This window comes from Yoonia maritima (assembly GCF_002933395.1).
GTDB lineage: Bacteria > Pseudomonadota > Alphaproteobacteria > Rhodobacterales > Rhodobacteraceae > Yoonia > Yoonia maritima_A.
Genome location: NZ_PKFN01000009.1, coordinates 404,307 through 422,129 on the forward strand (window position 1 = coordinate 404,307; position 17,823 = coordinate 422,129).

At 55.1% G+C, this 17,823-nt stretch carries 19 protein-coding genes; 11 read left to right on the top strand and 8 right to left on the bottom strand.

All coding sequences use genetic code 11. The annotated features are described in order from the left end of the window. Positions 1 to 65: 65 nt before the first annotated feature. On the top strand, positions 66 to 701 hold the full coding sequence (locus CYQ09_RS13150; RefSeq protein ID WP_162617675.1) for a hypothetical protein: 636 nt from the start codon (positions 66 to 68) through the stop codon (positions 699 to 701). Then, positions 691 to 1,731, top strand: coding sequence for a phytase (locus tag CYQ09_RS13155; protein WP_106745843.1), 1,041 nt, complete (start codon positions 691 to 693; stop codon positions 1,729 to 1,731). The genes CYQ09_RS13150 and CYQ09_RS13155 overlap by 11 nt, the downstream gene beginning before the upstream one ends. 601 nt (positions 1,732 to 2,332) lie before the next feature. On the opposite strand, the gene carB is transcribed toward CYQ09_RS13155, so the two are convergent. Then, positions 2,333 to 5,665, bottom strand: coding sequence for a carbamoyl-phosphate synthase large subunit (gene carB, locus CYQ09_RS13160; RefSeq protein WP_106745844.1), 3,333 nt, complete (start codon positions 5,663 to 5,665; stop codon positions 2,333 to 2,335). Between the two features lie 157 nt (positions 5,666 to 5,822). Between carB and CYQ09_RS13165 the strand changes: the two genes are divergently transcribed. From CYQ09_RS13165 to aspS, 3 genes are all read left to right on the top strand, one after another. Further along, positions 5,823 to 6,920, top strand: a complete 1,098-nt coding sequence (locus CYQ09_RS13165) for an aminodeoxychorismate synthase component I (RefSeq protein ID WP_106745845.1) — start codon at positions 5,823 to 5,825, stop codon at positions 6,918 to 6,920. Continuing rightward, positions 6,893 to 7,543, top strand: coding sequence for an aminotransferase class IV family protein (locus tag CYQ09_RS13170; protein WP_239495947.1), 651 nt, complete (start codon positions 6,893 to 6,895; stop codon positions 7,541 to 7,543). Before CYQ09_RS13165 ends, CYQ09_RS13170 begins: the two co-directional genes overlap by 28 nt. Positions 7,544 to 7,635: 92 nt before the next feature. After that, complete coding sequence (gene aspS, locus CYQ09_RS13175; RefSeq protein WP_106745846.1) at positions 7,636 to 9,489, top strand: aspartate--tRNA ligase; 1,854 nt, start codon at positions 7,636 to 7,638, stop codon at positions 9,487 to 9,489. Between the two features lie 36 nt (positions 9,490 to 9,525). On the opposite strand, the gene CYQ09_RS13180 is transcribed toward aspS, so the two are convergent. Further along, positions 9,526 to 10,233 (bottom strand): response regulator, encoded by a 708-nt coding sequence (locus CYQ09_RS13180; protein ID WP_106745847.1) that lies wholly within the window; start codon positions 10,231 to 10,233, stop codon positions 9,526 to 9,528. 130 nt (positions 10,234 to 10,363) lie between these two features. Between CYQ09_RS13180 and mce the strand changes: the two genes are divergently transcribed. Next, on the top strand, positions 10,364 to 10,768 hold the full coding sequence (mce, locus tag CYQ09_RS13185; RefSeq protein ID WP_106745848.1) for a methylmalonyl-CoA epimerase: 405 nt from the start codon (positions 10,364 to 10,366) through the stop codon (positions 10,766 to 10,768). Positions 10,769 to 10,858: 90 nt separating this feature from the next. Beyond that, positions 10,859 to 11,146: a DUF1467 family protein gene (locus tag CYQ09_RS13190; protein WP_106745849.1), complete on the top strand. Its 288-nt coding sequence runs from the start codon at positions 10,859 to 10,861 to the stop codon at positions 11,144 to 11,146. Here CYQ09_RS13190 and CYQ09_RS13195 read toward each other — a convergent pair. Beyond that, complete coding sequence (locus CYQ09_RS13195) at positions 11,109 to 11,822, bottom strand: EI24 domain-containing protein (RefSeq protein WP_106745850.1); 714 nt, start codon at positions 11,820 to 11,822, stop codon at positions 11,109 to 11,111. The two genes, CYQ09_RS13190 and CYQ09_RS13195, sit on opposite strands and share 38 nt — an antisense overlap. Next, positions 11,819 to 12,397 carry a nitroreductase family protein gene (locus tag CYQ09_RS13200; RefSeq protein WP_106745851.1) on the bottom strand — a complete coding sequence of 193 codons (579 nt, stop codon included), beginning with the start codon at positions 12,395 to 12,397 and terminating at the stop codon, positions 11,819 to 11,821. Before CYQ09_RS13200 ends, CYQ09_RS13195 begins: the two co-directional genes overlap by 4 nt. A 198-nt stretch (positions 12,398 to 12,595) precedes the next feature. Between CYQ09_RS13200 and CYQ09_RS13205 the strand changes: the two genes are divergently transcribed. Next, on the top strand, positions 12,596 to 12,889 hold the full coding sequence (locus tag CYQ09_RS13205) for an SH3 domain-containing protein (protein WP_106745852.1): 294 nt from the start codon (positions 12,596 to 12,598) through the stop codon (positions 12,887 to 12,889). Between the two features lie 71 nt (positions 12,890 to 12,960). Here the strand turns inward: CYQ09_RS13205 and CYQ09_RS13210 are convergent, their stop codons facing one another. Together CYQ09_RS13210 and CYQ09_RS13215 are read right to left on the bottom strand one after the other, a co-directional pair. After that, positions 12,961 to 14,058 (bottom strand): class II histone deacetylase, encoded by a 1,098-nt coding sequence (locus tag CYQ09_RS13210; protein ID WP_106745853.1) that lies wholly within the window; start codon positions 14,056 to 14,058, stop codon positions 12,961 to 12,963. A 61-nt stretch (positions 14,059 to 14,119) separates the two neighbouring features. Next, a complete protein-coding gene (locus tag CYQ09_RS13215) occupies positions 14,120 to 14,362 on the bottom strand; it encodes a hypothetical protein (RefSeq protein WP_106745854.1) in 243 nt (80 codons plus the stop codon). Positions 14,363 to 14,459: 97 nt separating this feature from the next. Between CYQ09_RS13215 and CYQ09_RS13220 the strand changes: the two genes are divergently transcribed. Then, the gene (locus tag CYQ09_RS13220; protein WP_106745855.1) at positions 14,460 to 15,170 is read left to right on the top strand and encodes a M48 family metallopeptidase; all 711 of its coding nucleotides are present in this window, start codon (positions 14,460 to 14,462) and stop codon (positions 15,168 to 15,170) included. Between the two features lie 134 nt (positions 15,171 to 15,304). On the opposite strand, the gene trhA is transcribed toward CYQ09_RS13220, so the two are convergent. Continuing rightward, a complete protein-coding gene (gene trhA, locus CYQ09_RS13225) occupies positions 15,305 to 15,964 on the bottom strand; it encodes a PAQR family membrane homeostasis protein TrhA (RefSeq protein WP_106745856.1) in 660 nt (219 codons plus the stop codon). Between the two features lie 116 nt (positions 15,965 to 16,080). Between trhA and CYQ09_RS13230 the strand changes: the two genes are divergently transcribed. After that, a complete protein-coding gene (locus CYQ09_RS13230) occupies positions 16,081 to 16,437 on the top strand; it encodes a diacylglycerol kinase (RefSeq protein WP_106745857.1) in 357 nt (118 codons plus the stop codon). Next, positions 16,434 to 16,781: a YigZ family protein gene (locus tag CYQ09_RS13235; RefSeq protein WP_106745858.1), complete on the top strand. Its 348-nt coding sequence runs from the start codon at positions 16,434 to 16,436 to the stop codon at positions 16,779 to 16,781. Before CYQ09_RS13230 ends, CYQ09_RS13235 begins: the two co-directional genes overlap by 4 nt. A gap of 155 nt (positions 16,782 to 16,936) precedes the next feature. Here the strand turns inward: CYQ09_RS13235 and CYQ09_RS13240 are convergent. Then, on the bottom strand, positions 16,937 to 17,823 hold an 887-nt coding region (locus tag CYQ09_RS13240; protein WP_204353948.1), incomplete at its 5' end, for a hypothetical protein.

Here is a 17,823-nt window from a genome sequence, read left to right on the forward strand (position 1 = left end):
TCATTCAGCCCGTTTAGAGCCAGCTTCGACCCGATTTGCGGTCGCCTTTAACACAGGAGACTCTAATGCTGAGAACTACCTCGATCTTTGCTCTAGCCCTCGCGCCGGCACTGGCTTTTGCCGATCCCCTACTGTCCACCATGACCGCAGACAATGCTCTGACCGAAGCTCCCACAGAATGGCTGGGCGAAGAGCCGCACCTTGTCATCATGGGCACCGTTTCGAGCTATGATTTCGACATGCAGGTCAGCGATTTCGATAAACTCGACATCCACGAACTGTCCATGAAACGTGAATACCTGCTGAACGAAACCGACTATAGCCCATATCAGGAACTCGACTTTGGCATCGAATTCATGCTGGACGGTATGGCCAAACAAATCGAGGGCAAGCTGGTCCACGCTGACTTCAACAAGCTGGGTGATTTGCCCAACACGTTCTCTCTGCAATCCGAAGAAGAGTTCCCAGAGGGCGATATGGCCTTCACCGAGTTTGAATTCGAATGGGAAGCCGACGGCAGATCCGTAAACGAAGAGATCGCTGACTGGACCGGCACCGCAACTGTTAACCTCGATCCGGCGCGTGGTCAGGCGCCCAATGGCGACGGCCTAATCGGCGGCTATATCAACGCGGTCAACGGCGACAACAATATCGTCATTTCCTACACACTGAACGTGACGGAGTTTGAAGTTGAAGATTAATCTGACCCTAGCGGCTGCGCTGATGGCGACCTCGGCTTTTGCCGAGGTCCCAGTGGTGCAGGTGACCGCTGTAACCGAATCCATGCCCATTATCGGCGATGCAGACGACCCGGCAATCTGGGTGCATCCTACCGACCCTGAGGCCAGCATCGTTCTGGGCACGGATAAGTATAACGGGCTGCATGCCTTTGACCTGAATGGCGAAGAACTGGCCTTTTTTGGCGACGGCGCTGTGAATAACGTCGATATTCGAGAGTTTTCTTTGAACGGCGAACAAGTGTGGCTGGCCTCTGCCACCGAGCGTGACGCAGACGGTATTGTGTTCTATGTGATCCGCCAGGATGGCTCCATCGAGCGCGCCGATCCGAATTACTTCGACGTTTTGCCCGACATGCCCGAAGGCACCAAAAAGATCTATGGCCACGCCATGGGTCGCGACCCTGCAACGGGTCGGGTCTGGGCACTGGCCAACTTCAAGACCGGCCATATCGCACAATACGAAGTGATCGACGCTGGCGACGGTAAGATCGACATCGTGCTGGCCCGTGTTCTGAAGGTCGAGACACAGCCCGAAGGCATGGTCTTTGATGACAAAGAGGGTCACCTCTACGTCGGCGAAGAGGATGTGGCGATATGGCGGTTCCCAGGTCTGCCAGAAGCAGGTGACGACGCGACAGAAATTACGCGCATCCCGTCAGATTGTTTCCCCCGCGACGATATCGAGGGCATCACGCTCTATGATGGGGCCGAAGGGCGCTACCTCGTGGCCTCTTCCCAGGGCATCCACCGCTACGGCATCTTCCCGCTGAAGGGCGATGACATTCCGGCCTGTGCAGGTCTGGTAGAGATTGCCGCAGGCGATGTTGACGGCGTGTCCGAGACCGACGGTCTTGATGTCGTAGCCTTGCCAGTTGGTGCGAACTACCCCCGCGGTATGTTGGCCGTCATGGATGACCAAAACGAAGAATTCACCACGAATTTCAAGTTCGTCTCCTTCGGCGATGTCCTAGACGCGCTGAACCTCAAGTAAAGTATGCGCCCGGTTTGGTAGGTCTGAATCGGGCGCTTCACACGTCCATTTCACAACGCTGGTCGTCCAAGTGCGACGAGTTCCCTAGGTAGGGCGCTTGAGCGATACGCTTCGGCACAAAACAACAGATCGATCAACACCGAAGACCCAATCAGGTCAACTAGGTGTGCTTTTGAGCATGCGGTTTGGAATGACCTTCATCGCGAACTTCATCTCCCTTTGGGACGATTGCGATTGCGTGGACCGAACGGCGCAAATGACGAATTTCTACTCGCCGCCACCGCCCAAAATCTCCGCAAATTAGCCAAGATCTCTCCTGCACCGCAGCAAACGCGCAAAGCCTGATAGAAAAGGCGCTCGCGCTGTGTTTGAAGCGATATTTTCTGCGCCAGCAACACGGTGTTTTTCAACAGAATCGGCTCAAACCTGCCGTTCGCTGCATTCAGCGCGAAGGTCTGCTTTTCTATTTGAGGTCAGTTCTGACGTGGCGCTCAAAGCCATGTGAAGTTCAATACGGGTCAAACCCTCCCCCATGGGGAGGGCGCTTTGCACCCACCCTGAGGTCCGGAGGATGCCCTGGGTGGGCGATCAGTTTTAGCTATTAGGCGCCTTGTAGTGAGCGCACCCCAACATCACCTTCTTCGCGGGCTTGCATGGCAAGTGCTGCTGCGTGGGACGCGGCGGCTGTCGTGAAGTAGGGGATTTTGTCGTAGAGGGCGACGGCGCGGATGTCGCGGCTGTCTTCTACGGCTTGGGCGCCTTCGGTTGTGTTCATGACCAATGCGATGTGCCCGTCTTTGAGGCGGTCAACGATTGTGAGGCCGCCCTCGTAGACTTTGTTCACGACTTCGCAGGCGACGTTGTTTTCGGTCAGCCAGGCAGCGGTGCCGCGTGTCGCGACGATGTTCAGCCCAAGGTCCACGATGATTTTGGCGGCCTCTGCCATGTCATCGGTTTTGTCCATGTCCTTGATCGAGAAGAACACAGTGCCTTCGGTCGGGAGCTGAGTGCCTGCACCCATTTGCGCCTTGAGGAACGCACGGGGGAAGGACCGATCCCAGCCCATGACTTCGCCGGTTGAGCGCATTTCTGGCCCAAGGATCGTATCAACGCCGGGGAAGCGGGCGAAGGGCAAGACGGCCTCTTTCACGCTAAACCACGGTGTGTTCGGGTCGGCCAATGTGAAGGCGTCGCCAAGCGGCAGCACGTCCATTGGGTTTTCTGTTGCAGGATAAGGTTCGCGCAGTGGGAAGTTCGTCAGCGGCTCGCCTGCCATCAGCCGTGCGGCGATGGATGCGATGGCGCTGTCGGTCGCTTTGGCCACGAATGGCACGGTGCGGGATGCGCGGGGGTTCACCTCGATCAGGTAGACTTCTTCGTCTTTGACCGCGAACTGGATGTTCATCAGGCCGACCACGTTCAGCGCGAGCGCCAAGGCTTCGGTCTGTTTGCGGATTTCAGCGATCATCGCTTCAGAGAGCGAGTAGGGCGGTAGCGAGCAGGCGCTATCGCCAGAGTGCACGCCGGCCTCCTCAATATGCTGCATGATGCCTGCGACGTGGGTATTTTTGCCGTCGGATAGGCAATCCACGTCGACCTCGACCGCGCCGGACAGGTAGCTGTCGAGCAGAACCGGGCTATCGCCGGAGACAATAACGGCCTCTGAGATGTAGCGGCGCAGTTGGTCCATGTCGCGCACGATTTCCATTGCCCGGCCGCCAAGCACGAAGGATGGGCGGATCACGAGCGGGAAGCCGATGCTTTCTGCGATATCGAGCGCTTCGGCGTCGGTGGATGCGATGCCGTTGTGTGGCTGTTTGAGGCCCAGCTTCTGGACAAGCTGTTGGAACCGTTCACGGTCTTCGGCCAGATCAATAGAGTCTGGTGTGGTGCCGAGGATCGGGATGCCTGCTTCTTCGAGCGCGTTGGCGAGTTTCAACGGTGTTTGACCGCCGAACTGAACGATGACGCCGTGCAGTGTGCCATTTTCTTGTTCAACCCGCAGGATTTCCATGACGTGTTCGAATGTCAGCGGTTCAAAATACAGCCGGTCAGAGGTGTCATAGTCGGTGGACACTGTCTCTGGGTTGCAGTTGATCATGATCGTTTCATAGCCCTGATCGGTGAGCGAGAAACAGGCGTGGCAGCAGCAGTAATCGAATTCGATCCCTTGGCCGATCCGATTTGGACCACCGCCAAGGATCACAACCTTTTTGCGGTCGGATGGGCGCGCTTCACATTCGACCTCGCCCATGACGGGGGACTCATACGTGGAGTACATGTAGGGTGTTTGCGCTTCGAATTCGGCGGCGCAGGTGTCGATGCGTTTGAACACGGCGTTGACACCAAGGTTCTGACGCGCGCGGCGTACGTTGTCTTCTTCGCGGCCAGTTAGTTTCGCAAGGCGGGCGTCGGTGAAGCCCATCATCTTGACTTTGCGCAGGCCGTTTTCGGTGACGGGCAGGCCGTTCACCGTGATTTCAGCCTCGGCCTGAATGATTTCGCGGATGCGAGCAAGGAACCATGGATCGAATTTGGTGACGGCATGGATGTCGTCGTCTGACAGGCCGTGGCGCATGGCTTGGGCGATCACGCGGATACGGTCAGGCGTTTGTTTGGCCAGCGCTTTGGTGATTGCAGCGGCGTCAGGTGCACCGGGGATTTCGATTTCGTCGAAACCGGTCAGTCCTGTTTCCATGGATGCCAGCGCTTTTTGCATGGATTCGTGGAAGGTCCGGCCAATCGCCATTGCCTCGCCCACGGATTTCATCGCGGTGGTCAGGTGCGGTTCAGAGCCTGCGAATTTTTCAAAGGCAAAGCGTGGAATTTTGGTGACGACATAGTCGATTGTTGGTTCAAACGACGCAGGTGTAACGCCTGTGATGTCGTTGTCCAATTCGTCAAGCGTATAACCAACGGCCAATTTCGCCGCGATTTTCGCGATTGGGAAACCTGTCGCCTTTGATGCCAACGCAGATGAACGTGATACGCGTGGGTTCATTTCAATGACGACCATGCGGCCGTCGGCAGGGTTTACGGCCCATTGTACGTTTGAGCCGCCTGTTTCAACGCCGATTTCGCGTAGCACGTTGATCGAATGGGTCCGCATGACCTGATATTCTTTGTCGGTCAGGGTCAGGGCAGGGGCGACGGTGATACTGTCGCCGGTGTGCACGCCCATTGGGTCAACGTTTTCGATGGCACAGACGATGATGGCGTTGTCGGCCTTGTCGCGGACGACTTCCATCTCGAATTCTTTCCAGCCAAGTAGGGATTCATCAACAAGGATTTGACCCACAGGGGATGCTTCCATCCCGGTGCGGCAGTAGTGTTCGTATTCTTCACGATTATAAGCAACACCGCCGCCAGTACCGCCGAGCGTAAAGGCAGGGCGGATGATTGCAGGGAGGCCAACATATTCAATTGCGTCGATGGCCAGTTGTAGGCCAGCTTTGATGTCGTATTTGCCGTCAACCTTCGGTGCGGTGATGATCGTCGCCTTTGGGTTTTCAATGCCAAGGCGGTCCATCGCTTCGCGGAACAGTTTCCGGTCTTCGGCCATCTCAATCGCTTCGCGGTTTGCACCGATCAATTGGACGTTGAATTTTTCCAGAACACCCATGTCGGCTAGTGCAAGCGATGTGTTCAGGCCAGTTTGGCCACCCATTGTTGGCAGCAACGCATCGGGGCGTTCTTTTTCGATAATCTTTGCAACAACTTCGGGGGTGATGGGTTCGATATAGGTCGCGTCAGCAAGACCGGGATCGGTCATGATTGTCGCTGGGTTCGAGTTTACCAGAATGACCCGGTAGCCTTCTTCGCGCAGTGCTTTACAGGCTTGTGCGCCGGAATAATCGAACTCGCAGGCTTGTCCGATAATAATAGGGCCTGCACCGATGATCATGATCGACTTGATGTCAGTACGCTTTGGCATGGCAGGCCCCTCTGGAAGGTAAATTTTCGTGGGTTATAGACAACAGCGCCCAAGGCGCAAGGGCCTTTGGGCAAAGGGTTCGGGTTGTCGCAAATGATCTGTAATTTTCGGGCTGGGCCGCGTATCTGAAGCGATGAATCGGTAAGGAGAAACGGTTTTGCGTTTGCAATTTGATCATGGCCCGGATGGCGCAGGTGTTTTTGAGAACGCCAAACGCATGATTCAGGCCGAATCTATTGCCGATGTAGATCGTGCATTAGCCGAACTAGATGCGGCGCTTGCAGTTGGCGATTGGATTGCTGGCTATGCGAGCTATGAATTGGGTTATGCTCTCGAACCACGATTGCAGGCGTTGATGCCAGAAGATCGTTGCCTGCCGTTGATTTGTTTCGGTGTCTTTGATGCGCCAGTCAGTGGCGGTGCTACGCCGGGCCCTGCGCAGATTGGCACATTGGATCCGGCTTGGGATGACGCCACATACGCCGAAGCATTTGCTCAGGTGCATGACTGGATCAGCACTGGCGATATATATCAAGCGAACCTGACGTTCCCAATAAATGCAGCGGTGCAGGGTGACGTTCCGGCGATTTATGCGGCGCTAAAGCAAGCGCAGCCCGTGGGATATGGCGTATTGGTTGAGCAAGATGGCTTGCCCGATCTTTTGTGCCGTTCGCCTGAATTGTTTTTCACTTTGGATGGTCGCCAGATTACCACCCGCCCGATGAAGGGCACCGTGCCGCGCGGTGCAACCCCGGCCGAGGACGCGGAAAACCGGGAGTTTTTGGTCAGTGATCCAAAGAACCAAGCCGAGAACCTGATGATCGTCGATTTATTGCGCAATGACATTAGTCGCGTTTCAAAGGTTGGTTCGGTTAAGGTGCCGCAGCTATTTGAGGTCGAAACCTATGCGACCGTGCATCAGATGACATCGACTGTAACGGCAGAGCTGTTGCCGGGTGTTGGTTTGGATGCGATTTTTCGGGCGCTGTACCCCTGTGGGTCGATCACGGGCGCACCGAAAATCCGCGCGATGGAGATCATTCGGGCGCTAGAACCATCCCCGCGCGAGGCCTATTGCGGAACAATTGGCTGGGCTGCCCCCGATGGGCGTGCATCATTCAATGTGGCGATCCGTACGTTGATGGTTGAGGGGGGGAATGCCACACTCAATGTCGGTGGTGGCGTCGTTTGGGACAGCACTGCTGCATCGGAATATGAGGAAGCACTTTGGAAAGCGCGCTACGCATCCCTTTAGGCACCAAGCTGATCGAGACCTTCGGTTGGGTTCCCGCGTACGGGTATGTGCGGCTTGATCTACATTTGCGGCGGTTAGAACGAAGTGCGCGGGTGCTCGGGGTTGCCTGCGATCGATCCGCGATTGGCGCTGAGTTGGCTGAATATGCGGGTGACGTCGCAATGCGCTGTCGGCTGACCTTGGCGCTTGATGGGAGGGTTGAGGTGACCCGTGCGCCGATGCCGCCCGCGAAGGGGCGGTGGGTCGTGCGGATCGCGGACGTGCGTTTGGATTCGGCTGATCCTTGGTTGCGGCACAAGACGACGAACCGTGCGCTATATGATGAGGCGCGGGCGGCTATGCCTGACGGCGTGGATGAGCTTATTTTTCTGAATGAACGTGATGAGGTCTGCGAGGGCACGATCACGAATGTCTTTGTGAGAACGCAGGATGGAAAATCGCTGACGCCACTTATGTCATCTGGTTTGTTGCCCGGCATCTATCGCGAGCAGCAGTTGGAGCAGGGACTTTGCCAAGAAGCTGTGCTGACGCTGGATGATTTACGGCAGGCAAAAGCGATTACATTGGGGAATTCCCTGCGCGGAGAGATCGCGGTAGACTATCAGGGGCCATTGGCCCGCTAAATCCTATCATATTCGGCGACCATCCTTGACATCGGGCCGTCAACCTTGTGTATCGGCTCAACAACTCCGTGAACCCATAGGAACATGATATTATGCACGCTTACCGCAGCCACACCTGTGCCGATCTGACAGCCGCCAATGTTGGCGAAACCGTCCGCCTTTCTGGCTGGGTCAATCGGGTGCGCGATCACGGTGGCATCCTGTTTATCGACCTGCGCGACCACTATGGTATTACGCAGGTTCTTTGCGATCCTGACTCGGCTGCTTTTGCTGATGTTGAAAAGGTGCGCTCTGAATGGTGTATCCGCATTGATGGCGAAGTCAAAGCACGTGACCCTGAACTGGTGAACGCGAAACTGCCAACTGGTGAAGTCGAAGTATTCGTACGCAGCATCGAAGTGCTGGGCGCATCTAAAGAACTGCCTTTGATGGTGTTCGGTGATCAGGAATACCCCGAAGAGACACGCCTAAAGTACCGCTATTTGGACCTGCGCCGCGAGGCGATGCAGGACAACATGAAGCTGCGTTCTGATGTGGTTGCATCTATGCGCCGTCGCATGTGGGATGGTGGTTTCCGCGAATACCAGACGCCGATCATCACAGCCTCCAGCCCCGAAGGCGCGCGCGATTTCCTTGTGCCGTCACGTTTGCACCCAGGTAAGTTCTATGCGCTGCCACAGGCCCCTCAGCAGTTCAAACAGCTGATCATGGTGTCGGGCTATGATAAATATTTCCAAATCGCGCCTTGTTTCCGTGACGAAGACCCGCGCGCAGACCGTTCGCCAACCGATTTCTACCAACTTGACCTTGAGATGTCGTTTGTTGAGCAGCAGGATGTGTTCGACACGATCCAGCCAGTGCTGACCGGTATCTTTGAGGAATTCGGCAAGGGTCGTAATGTTGACCAAACATGGGAACAGATTTCTTACCGTGATGCAGCGCTTTGGTATGGGTCGGACAAACCTGACTTGCGGAACCCAATTAAGATGCAGGTTGTGTCTGAACATTTTGCGGGTTCTGGTTTTGCGATCTTTGCGAAACTGCTTGAGCAAGAAGGCACCGAAGTACGCGCCATTCCTGCGCCGAAGGGTGGATCGCGCAAATTCTGTGACCGCATGAACGTGTTCGCGCAAAAAGAAGGTCTGCCTGGAATGGGCTATATCTTCTGGCGTGAGAAAACGGCTGATGCTGTGGCCCAAGAATTGGGCATCACTGTCAAAGAAGCGCAAGCCAAGCTGAAATCAGGCGAAGTCGAAGGCGGCATGGAAGCTGCTGGACCTCTTGCGAAAAACATCGGACCAGAGCGCACTGAAGCCATTCGTCAGCAACTGGGTCTTGGTCTTGGTGATGCTGCGTTCTTCCTTGGTGGTAAGCCAAAGGCGTTTGAAGGCGTGGCTGGTAAAGCCCGTAACGTGATCGGTGAAGAGCTGGGCCTGACGGATATGAACCGCTTTGCTTTTGCTTGGATCGTGGATTTCCCGATTTACGAGCAGGACGAAGAAACTGGTAAAATCGATTTTGAACACAACCCATTCTCAATGCCGCAAGGCGGGATGGAAGCACTTCAGGGTGATCCGCTGAAGGTGTTGGGTTACCAGTATGATCTGGCCTGTAACGGTTATGAGCTGGTATCTGGTGCGATCCGGAACCACCGCCCAGAAATCATGTTCAAAGCCTTTGAAATTGCTGGTTACGGCGAAGACGAAGTGAACAAGCGTTTCGGCGGCATGGTCAACGCGTTCCAATACGGTGCGCCGCCCCACGGTGGTTGTGCTGCTGGGATCGACCGTATCGTAATGTTGCTGGCCGATGCGTCCAACATTCGCGAAGTCATCATGTTCCCAATGAACCAGCGCGCTGAAGATCTGATGATGGATGCGCCATCTGAGCCAATGAACGAACAGCTGCGTGAACTGCACCTGCGCACGATCCCAGCTGAAAGCTAATACATTGGGCCGCCCCTGTTTGGGGCGGCCTTTTTGTTAGAGCGGTCCACCCGCTGCGATACGTTTTTCGACCATATCTGATAGCGCGTTCATGCTGGGCGTGAGGTCGTCACCTGTCGATTTGAGGGCTGCGAGGTCTTCCACAGCTTTTCCCAATGCATCATCCTGAGCGCTGCGCGCAACGCCATCCAAGAACTGGGTGACGTAACTGATGTTATTGCTGTTTGGCGCTGTATTCAGGAATTCCGCAATATGGTGCAGGTCATCGCGGTAGGCGACCAAATCGGGGTTTATCATTTCATCGGTAATAATACGCGGGCCGGGCGGTTGTTTGTCGGCGGGTAGGTGGCGCAGGATCGCGGCCTGAAACGCGGCTAGATTTGCGATTGGTTTAGGGATGAACCCATCTGCGCCAGCGGCCAACACCTGTTCTTCGATATCAGTATCGCCGCTAATGCCGATGATGACTTCGATCCGTGGTGACGCCTGCGATAGCATTTCGATCAAATCCAGACCTGATCCATCAGGAAGACCGACGTCAATCATCACCACCGATGGCCGGTATATCGCCAGATGGCGGCGTGCGTTTTCAAGGCTATCGGCGCGACGTATCCGTGCGCCAGACCGTTGACACAGCAGGCGCAACGCCTCGCAGGCGAAACGGCTATCTTCGACGACAAGTACGGTAAGCCCAAGCAATGGACGACGCGCGGTCGGCGCTGGTGTGAGCAATAATTCGTCCATCGCGATTCTCCTCTATGGATATGACTTGTCGCAATCAAAGCAGGACAAGGTGAACGGGACGTTAATTTGGAAACCGCATTGCACTCGGGGCGGGCTTTCGCGATATTGCGCAAAACTGGGAGAATATGAAATGATCGGTCGACTTAACCATGTCGCAATCGCAGTGCCGGACCTAGAAGCGGCAAGCGCACAATACCGCACGATGCTAGGTGCTGATGTAGGTGCCCCACAGGATGAGCCGGATCACGGTGTGACCGTCGTATTCATCAATCTGCCCAATACCAAGATCGAATTGCTGTACCCGCTGGGTGATAGTTCCCCGATTAATGGGTTTCTAGAAAAGAACCCGTCGGGTGGCATTCATCACGTCTGCTATGAGGTTGACGATATTCTGGCCGCGCGCGACCATCTAAAGGCCGAAGGTGCACGGGTGCTGGGGAACGGAGAGCCGAAGATCGGCGCACACGGTAAGCCAGTGCTGTTCCTGCATCCCAAGGACTTTAACGGCTGTTTGGTTGAGCTTGAGCAGGTTTAGCCCTGAGACAAATCGCGCAAGTCTAACAACAGTGCTTGCGCGACCCGCAAAGCGGCCTATGTAGCGCAGTATGTAAGGAAAGGATCACCTATGGGACCGACCTCTGCCATTGTGCTATTCGCTGTTGTCTGGGCGATGGTGTTTTTTATCGTGCTGCCTTTGCGCGTAAAGACCCAAGGCGAGGCAGGCGAGGTTGTGCCCGGTACGCATGCGTCCGCCCCAGCTGATCCGCAAATCAAACGCAAAGCAATCATCACGACCCTTTGGGCGGTGCCGATTTGGGCCGTGATTGCAGGAACAATCCTATCGGGTGCGATTTCTGTGCGCGACATGGATTGGTTTAACCGGATGGCGACGCCCGATCTGAACGCAGACTGATCGCGTGATACAGGTGCGTGAATGTCGCAGCACCTAAGATCGGAATGAACAGGTTCACGAGCGGAAGTGTCAGCGGTAGCGCCATTAGGCAGCCCGCCACCCAGATCGTGCCTTGGTTTTGCTTTGCCATGGCTTTGGCGCCTTCGCGGCCTTCACGGCGCATCGCGGCAAGCTGAAAATACTCCCGGCCCAACAGATAGCCGTTCATCGCATAAAAGATGAAGATCGCAGCGAAGGGTAGGATGAGGTATAGAATAAAAGCTGCGATATTAGCTGCGACCAATATTCCCATGAAGTTTACGGTGTCGCGCAGCCCTTCGAAAAAGCCGATTGCTGGCGTTGGAGGTAAGGTCGGAAAATGCTTTTCCTCGACGGCATCTGCGACTTCGTCCAAGAAAAGCGACGTGATCGCGGATGCGACAGGTACCATCAAAAACACCGACAGTACGATCATAAGAAAAAACGATCCCCAGCCCAGTAGATCGCCGAACCAAGTGATTTCGCCGATGCCAGGTAGGGTGATTGGCTCCGACGCGAGCCAATTAATCAGCCCAAGCAAACCCCAATAGCATGCGATCAACAGTCCGATGGTCACGCCAATGCCGCGCCAAAGGACCGATTGAAATCGGTTATCAGGAAGCTGTAAGATTGCCTTTATAAAGGACGTGAAGATCATGCGTTAATCCATGTTGTGATTGCCGACAGGTCAGGGCGTGGGCGTTCGGGTGGTTTGTTGGTCTCAGTCCCGAGGTGGATGAAGCCAGCGACGAGTTCGTGATCCGCGAGGCCCAGACCATCGCGGATAAAGTCGCGGTCGTGGCTTGCCCAACCTGACAACCAATTCGCACCCCAGCCAGCCGCCAGCCCCGCGTTCACAAGCGCCAAACAGACCGCGCCTGCAGAATAAACCTGTTCGATTTCGGGCACTTTTTCAGAAGCAACGGGGGATGAGATGACCGCAACAGCCAAATCTGCCGTCGCGAACTGAGCATGGCTTTTGGCGATCTTATCAGGATCAATCCCAAGCGCAGCACCACGTTCATCGACCAGCCTAGCAAGCCGTGTCAGAGCGGCTTTTTCCAGCACGATAAAGCGCCAAGGCTCTAGCTTTCCATGATCGGGCGTCCGCGCTGCTGCAGTCAGCAGCGTCTCAATCGTAGCACGGTCAGGCACCGGAGTCGTTAGCGTCTTGGCCGGGCGCGACCGACGGGTCAAAAGAAAATCAAGGGCGGCTTGGTTCGGTGTGGGCATAATAGGTCCTACAATATGATGGGTGACAGATATGTGCCGGAGGAGGAGCTGACAACCGAGAACGATTAATTACCCTTGCAAAGGGTGTCATGGCGGACGTCTTAGCCATTTGATGCCGCTGCAATGAACGAAAGAAATTGCAGGCTAGGATTTGGTTTTGTGTCAGTCTATTGATTGGAAAACGAATGAGGTCAGATCATGCAGCGTACTGCGATTTCAGCTATTTTGACGATTATGCTTGTTGCTGGCTGCAGCGAGATAGCCGGTGACCGCGTTGTGGTCGAACGCGCTGGGCCGGATGACTTGCTTAAGCTGCGGTCAGGTCCGGGGCTTGGCTATAATGTGGTTTTGGGCCTGCCTGACGGGACGTCGCTTGTTCGTCGTGATTGCGTGACCGAAGTTGGGCAGCTTTGGTGCCGGGTTTCTCTCTCGGAGGCGCCGGGGGTCACGGGTTACGTTTCTGCCGATTATCTTTCGGAGCGTTCGTTTTAAGCGCAAAGTTGGCTATCTAGGGTTACCGATGCTGACAGGTTTTTTTTGTCGTGCACCTGTCGTGTGGTTTCTCACAAGCTCTTTTCCATCGCGCCAAGCACCCCGTCTAGATAGGCGTCGAAACCAGCGTCGGGTTGTCGTAGTGGGAAGACTTCGGCGAAAGGGTCGGGGGCTGTGATGTTGCTGTTGGACAGTGTTTGCAAGACGGCGTGGCCGCAGAAGGGGACGTAGGTTTCCGAATAGCCGCCTTCGTGGACCATCAGTAGTTTGCTGTCGCATATATCATCCGCGAGCGCCATCACCTGTTTAGTCATTTGTGCGAATGTGTCTGCTGTGGCGAGCATGCGCCCCAGTGGGTCGTTGGCAGCGGCGTCGTAGCCGCAGGCGATGATGAGGATGTCGGGTGCGAAGTCTGTGATTGCGGGTAAGGCAAGCCTGTCCATCGCGGCAAGGTATCCTTTGTGTCCCGTGCCGGGCGGTAGAGGGATGTTGAGGTTGTAACCGGTGCCTTTAACTGTGCCGCGGTCGTCGAATGCGCCTGTGTCCATCGGATAGTTGCGGTCTTGGTGGATCGAAACGGTAAGCACATCGTCGCGGTCATAGAATACGGCCTCGGTCCCGTTGCCGTGATGTACGTCCCAGTCTAGCACGGCAAAGCGTTTGGCGAGCCCAGCAGTGCGGGCGGCCTCGATCGCGATGCCGATGTTGTTCAGCAGACAGAACCCGTTGGGAAAGTCCGTCAGGCAATGGTGCCCCGGTGGGCGCGATAGAGCGTAGGCGTTGGTGAGTTCGCCTTTTAGGACGGTCTCTAACCCGGCCTTGGCTAATCCTGCTGATAGAGCCGCGAGTTCGTACCCGCCGGGGCCAAAGGGTGTGCGGCGTCCCAGTTCCCCGCCACCAGCGTCTGACAATGCTTTGAATTCATCAAGATAGTGGGCTGGGTGAACCCGAAGTAGGTCTTTGCGCGTTGCCATTTCGGCACCGCGCATGTCGAGTTCGCGGGCTAGCCCGGTGACTTCGATTAGGTTTTTCAGGCGCCGTTTGGTTTCAGGGCTTTCGGGGAGGCCACCATCCAACGGTTGTACCAGCCCACCAACAGGCAACATCCCTGCGTAGTTTCCACCGCTGTGCCAAAAGCTGCGTTCATCCCAGAAAAAACCTGTTGTCATCGGTGAGCCCTCTTTGTTTGGGGTACCCTCGCCGAAGCAGTGTTAGGAATGCAAGAGGCGTCTATGCCTTCTTTGGCTTGCGTAACTGATAGACGCCCTCTGGCAGATCAAGCGCGGCTTGCAGGTCGCGTAGTTGGCTAAATGATATGGTGATTTGCATCACCTCATCGGTGCGCGGATCAAGCTGTGTGACCGTGACGCAATCATCGAACGCGTTAACTGTAACATCCTCTAACAAGGGGGCTTTGCCCTCGTCCACGAGGGTCACAACAGTCGCGTCATATTCGTGTTCTATCGTAAACATGGTTTCAGCGTAGCCCGGGGTTGCAGGTTGCGCAATCGGTACTGGTCATAGGTTGCGACCGTGTTAATGTGCATGCTGTTAACGAGAGGAAGACCCGATGCGTTTGACCCCAATTGCGCTTGTCTTGGCGATGGCCGCTTGTACGCCCGTTGTTGTGGATGAAGGCCCCGCAGTAGCACCGCTACAGCAAACGGCGAATGCGCCAAAAGTGTCGCGGGCACAAGCGATGAACAATTATCGCCGCGCCGTTGCACGAGTTGAGCCGGTTGCAGAGGCGTTGTGCCGTCAACGCGCCCCATCGTTGAACTGCGATTTTCGGATCGTGATTGATGACCGAAACGGGGATATGGTGAACGCCTATCAGACGCTTGATAATAACGGACGCCCTATATTGGGGTTCACGACCGGGTTGATCGCTGAAGCGCGCAACGAAGACGAGATCGCTTTTGTTATCGCACATGAGACCGCACACCATATTGCAGGTCACATTGCGCGACAGCGGCAAAATGCGATGGTTGGGGCGGCGTTGTTAGGTGGTTTAGCTGGTGCGCTAGGGACCACGAGTGCTGATGCGATCAATAGTGCGCAACAGATTGGCGCAACTGTTGGTGCGCGGACGTATTCCAAAAACTTTGAGCTCGAGGCCGATGCGCTTGGCACACGGATTGCGCATTCTTCCGGTTATGATCCGCTTCGTGGGGCGCAGTTCTTTTTTCGCATTCCTGATCCGGGTGATCGGTTTTTGGGGACACACCCAGCGAATGGGGATCGGTTGAAAACCGTTCAGCGCGTCGCTGCGGGCCTGTAGAAATGAAAAGGGTGTCGCCCAAAATTTGCGACACCCTTTAATTACAAAACTCAAGATCACCTCAGGACACGCGACTTAAGCTCGAAACGTTTAACTTGTTACATGCACTGCAATAACGGTGGGTTGACCCGTCGTCAGGTCATGAATTCCATACCCCCTGCGATGTGGCCCACACCGATTACGATTGCAGTGAAAAAACATGCGGAGGCCGCAATGACAAAACCGTGCCAAATGGCGTTTGAAAACTTCATATCTTTGGCGACGTAAAAACCGACGCCACATGTGTACATCAGGCCCCCAGCCGCGATCAAAGCCATTGCTGCGCCGGGGATGATTGGCCACAGCGACCAGATCAAAAGAACGCTGAGCCATCCCATAATCAAATAAAGCGCCGGGCCAAAGCGCCCCGGTGTCTGCCAAAAAAATAACTTGAGCACCATGCCGATCACGGCAAGCCCCCACACAATGGCGAGCACGACATAGGCAAACCCGCTTCCGATCATGACGACAAGTGGCGTGTAGGTCCCCGCGATTTTCAGATAGATCGCGGCATGGTCAAAGCGGCGCAGGGTTGGCCGGATGCTTTCCCATGGGGTCATGTGATACATCGCCGATGCAGTGAAGGTTGCCATCAAGGTTGCGCCGTAGATCGAAATCGCAGTGACATGTCCAGTCGAAGCGATACCCGATGCCCAGACAATCAGAACCACAGATCCTATCAACGCACCAATCACGCCAAGCGCATGCATGGTGCCGTCAGCGATCCGTTCTGCGCGGGAATAGGTTGGATACATCGTTGGCTCCTTGCTGTTGCCAAGAAAGTAGGGGGCGCATAGGTTTGGTCAATTGTTCCGTTAGGTCATAGTTTAATACCTGACCGTAAAGAAATGATGAGGCGAGGAAAGCTGATATGTGGCAACAGTTTATGCGCGTGCGGCAGCGTGCGATATGGTCTTGGGACGGGTTTGTACACGTCTGGAAAACCGAAGGGTCGCTTGCCCAGTGGATCGTTGCAAATATCATGTTTGGTGTGCTGGCACTGGTGTTGCCATTGACGACTGGCGAACGTGGGATGCTGTTGATGGGCGGGATCATCGTGCTGGCGGTGGAATGCATGAACACGGCGATCGAACGCGTTGTGGATGATATTGGTACAGACAAGCGTGACGCAGCGAAGCAGGCCAAGGATTGCGGGTCTGCTGCGGTCGCCGTGACGGCCATTGGTGTGGGCGTCGCTTGGGTCTGTGTGATCGCGCGGTTGCTGTGAAAATCATCACGAATGTTGTCAGTGATCGCGGGTCGAAATACGCGGTTTCGGGTGGGCCTGTAGCGTCCGCTGACGAGGCGCGTGATTTCATTAAGGCACTGTGTAAGAACAAGAAATTCGCGAAGGCGACGCATAATACTTGGGCCGTTCTACTGCCTGATGCGCCGCTAAAGAACGACGACGGCGAAAGTGGTGCGGGCATGGTGATTTTGCGGATGTTAGAGCGCGAAGAACTGCACGGCCATATCATCGTGGTGACGCGGTGGTACGGCGGCAAGCACCTTGGCGGAGATCGGTTCCGGCATGTGCAGGACTGTGTGCGGATCTATATTGAGGCGCTTTAGGCCGGTCGGCAAAGCGTCGGATTATTGTCAGACATGCGTATGGCAGCTTTGTGAGACACAATGCGCAACAAGAGGGCAGCGTCTGGACCTCGGGGTGGGTGCGAAGCGCCCTCCCCATGGGGGAGGTCCGGGCGCTGCCCGGCGCTGCCGGGCGATTACTCTCCGGATGCCGCGGCTCTTTTCGCTGCTCGGCGGTTTAGCTTAAACGTAGGGCCATTCGGGCCAATCTCTGCTTCTGTAGTAACATTTAACAGAGCGGCCAACGCATCAAGAGAATTGGTATCATGAGCTGCAGTATTTGGCCTTTCAAAAAGGCTCGAGCAAACGCTTTCAAGCCACGTATTGGGTAGTTCTTCTAACTCGGCATCTGTTAATTCAAGAATGGTCTCGATTACCCAGCTCGCTCTATTCATATCGAACGCATACTGTTCCAAATTGCGATGATGCGTGGCTTCCTCTACTGCGAGCTTCCTTACCCAAGAAATTGCGTACGCGAAGAACCCTACAGTTGCGGCGCTGCTCAGAAAAATCTTAACATATTGAAGATAAATTGGGAGGCCATCAGGAACCGAATTTATAGAAGCCTGTGCTGAGTAAGTGAGGTAGGCAAATATGCCTGCACCAGCTAAGCATAGAGCAGTAACTTGCATCGCATACGTACGAGAACGAGCGGAACTCGATGGAGTTTCTAGGCTGCTCTTGATCTCATTAGTAATAGTTTCTCGGAGTTCTCTTCGAACATGCTTATGTTCTCTATCGTCGAGTTCTTGCAGAAGCTTTTCAAGCGCAGTTCGCTTATCCGCAATTTCTACAAGTTTTTGAGCGTTCGTTTCATCTAACGCGACACGTTTTTGTTCAATTTCATCTTCAAGCGTGTCGCGTAGGCTATCTAGTTCAAGGCGCTTCTTATCTGCACGCTCCAAGAGGCCAGCAGTGACATCCGCGAATTGAGCGAGTTTGGCATCCTGGACCTGTCGCGGTTTGATGCCGCTCCTTTGATAGCATTTACTGCAGCAAAGGAGACTGACTATGGGACTGAAAC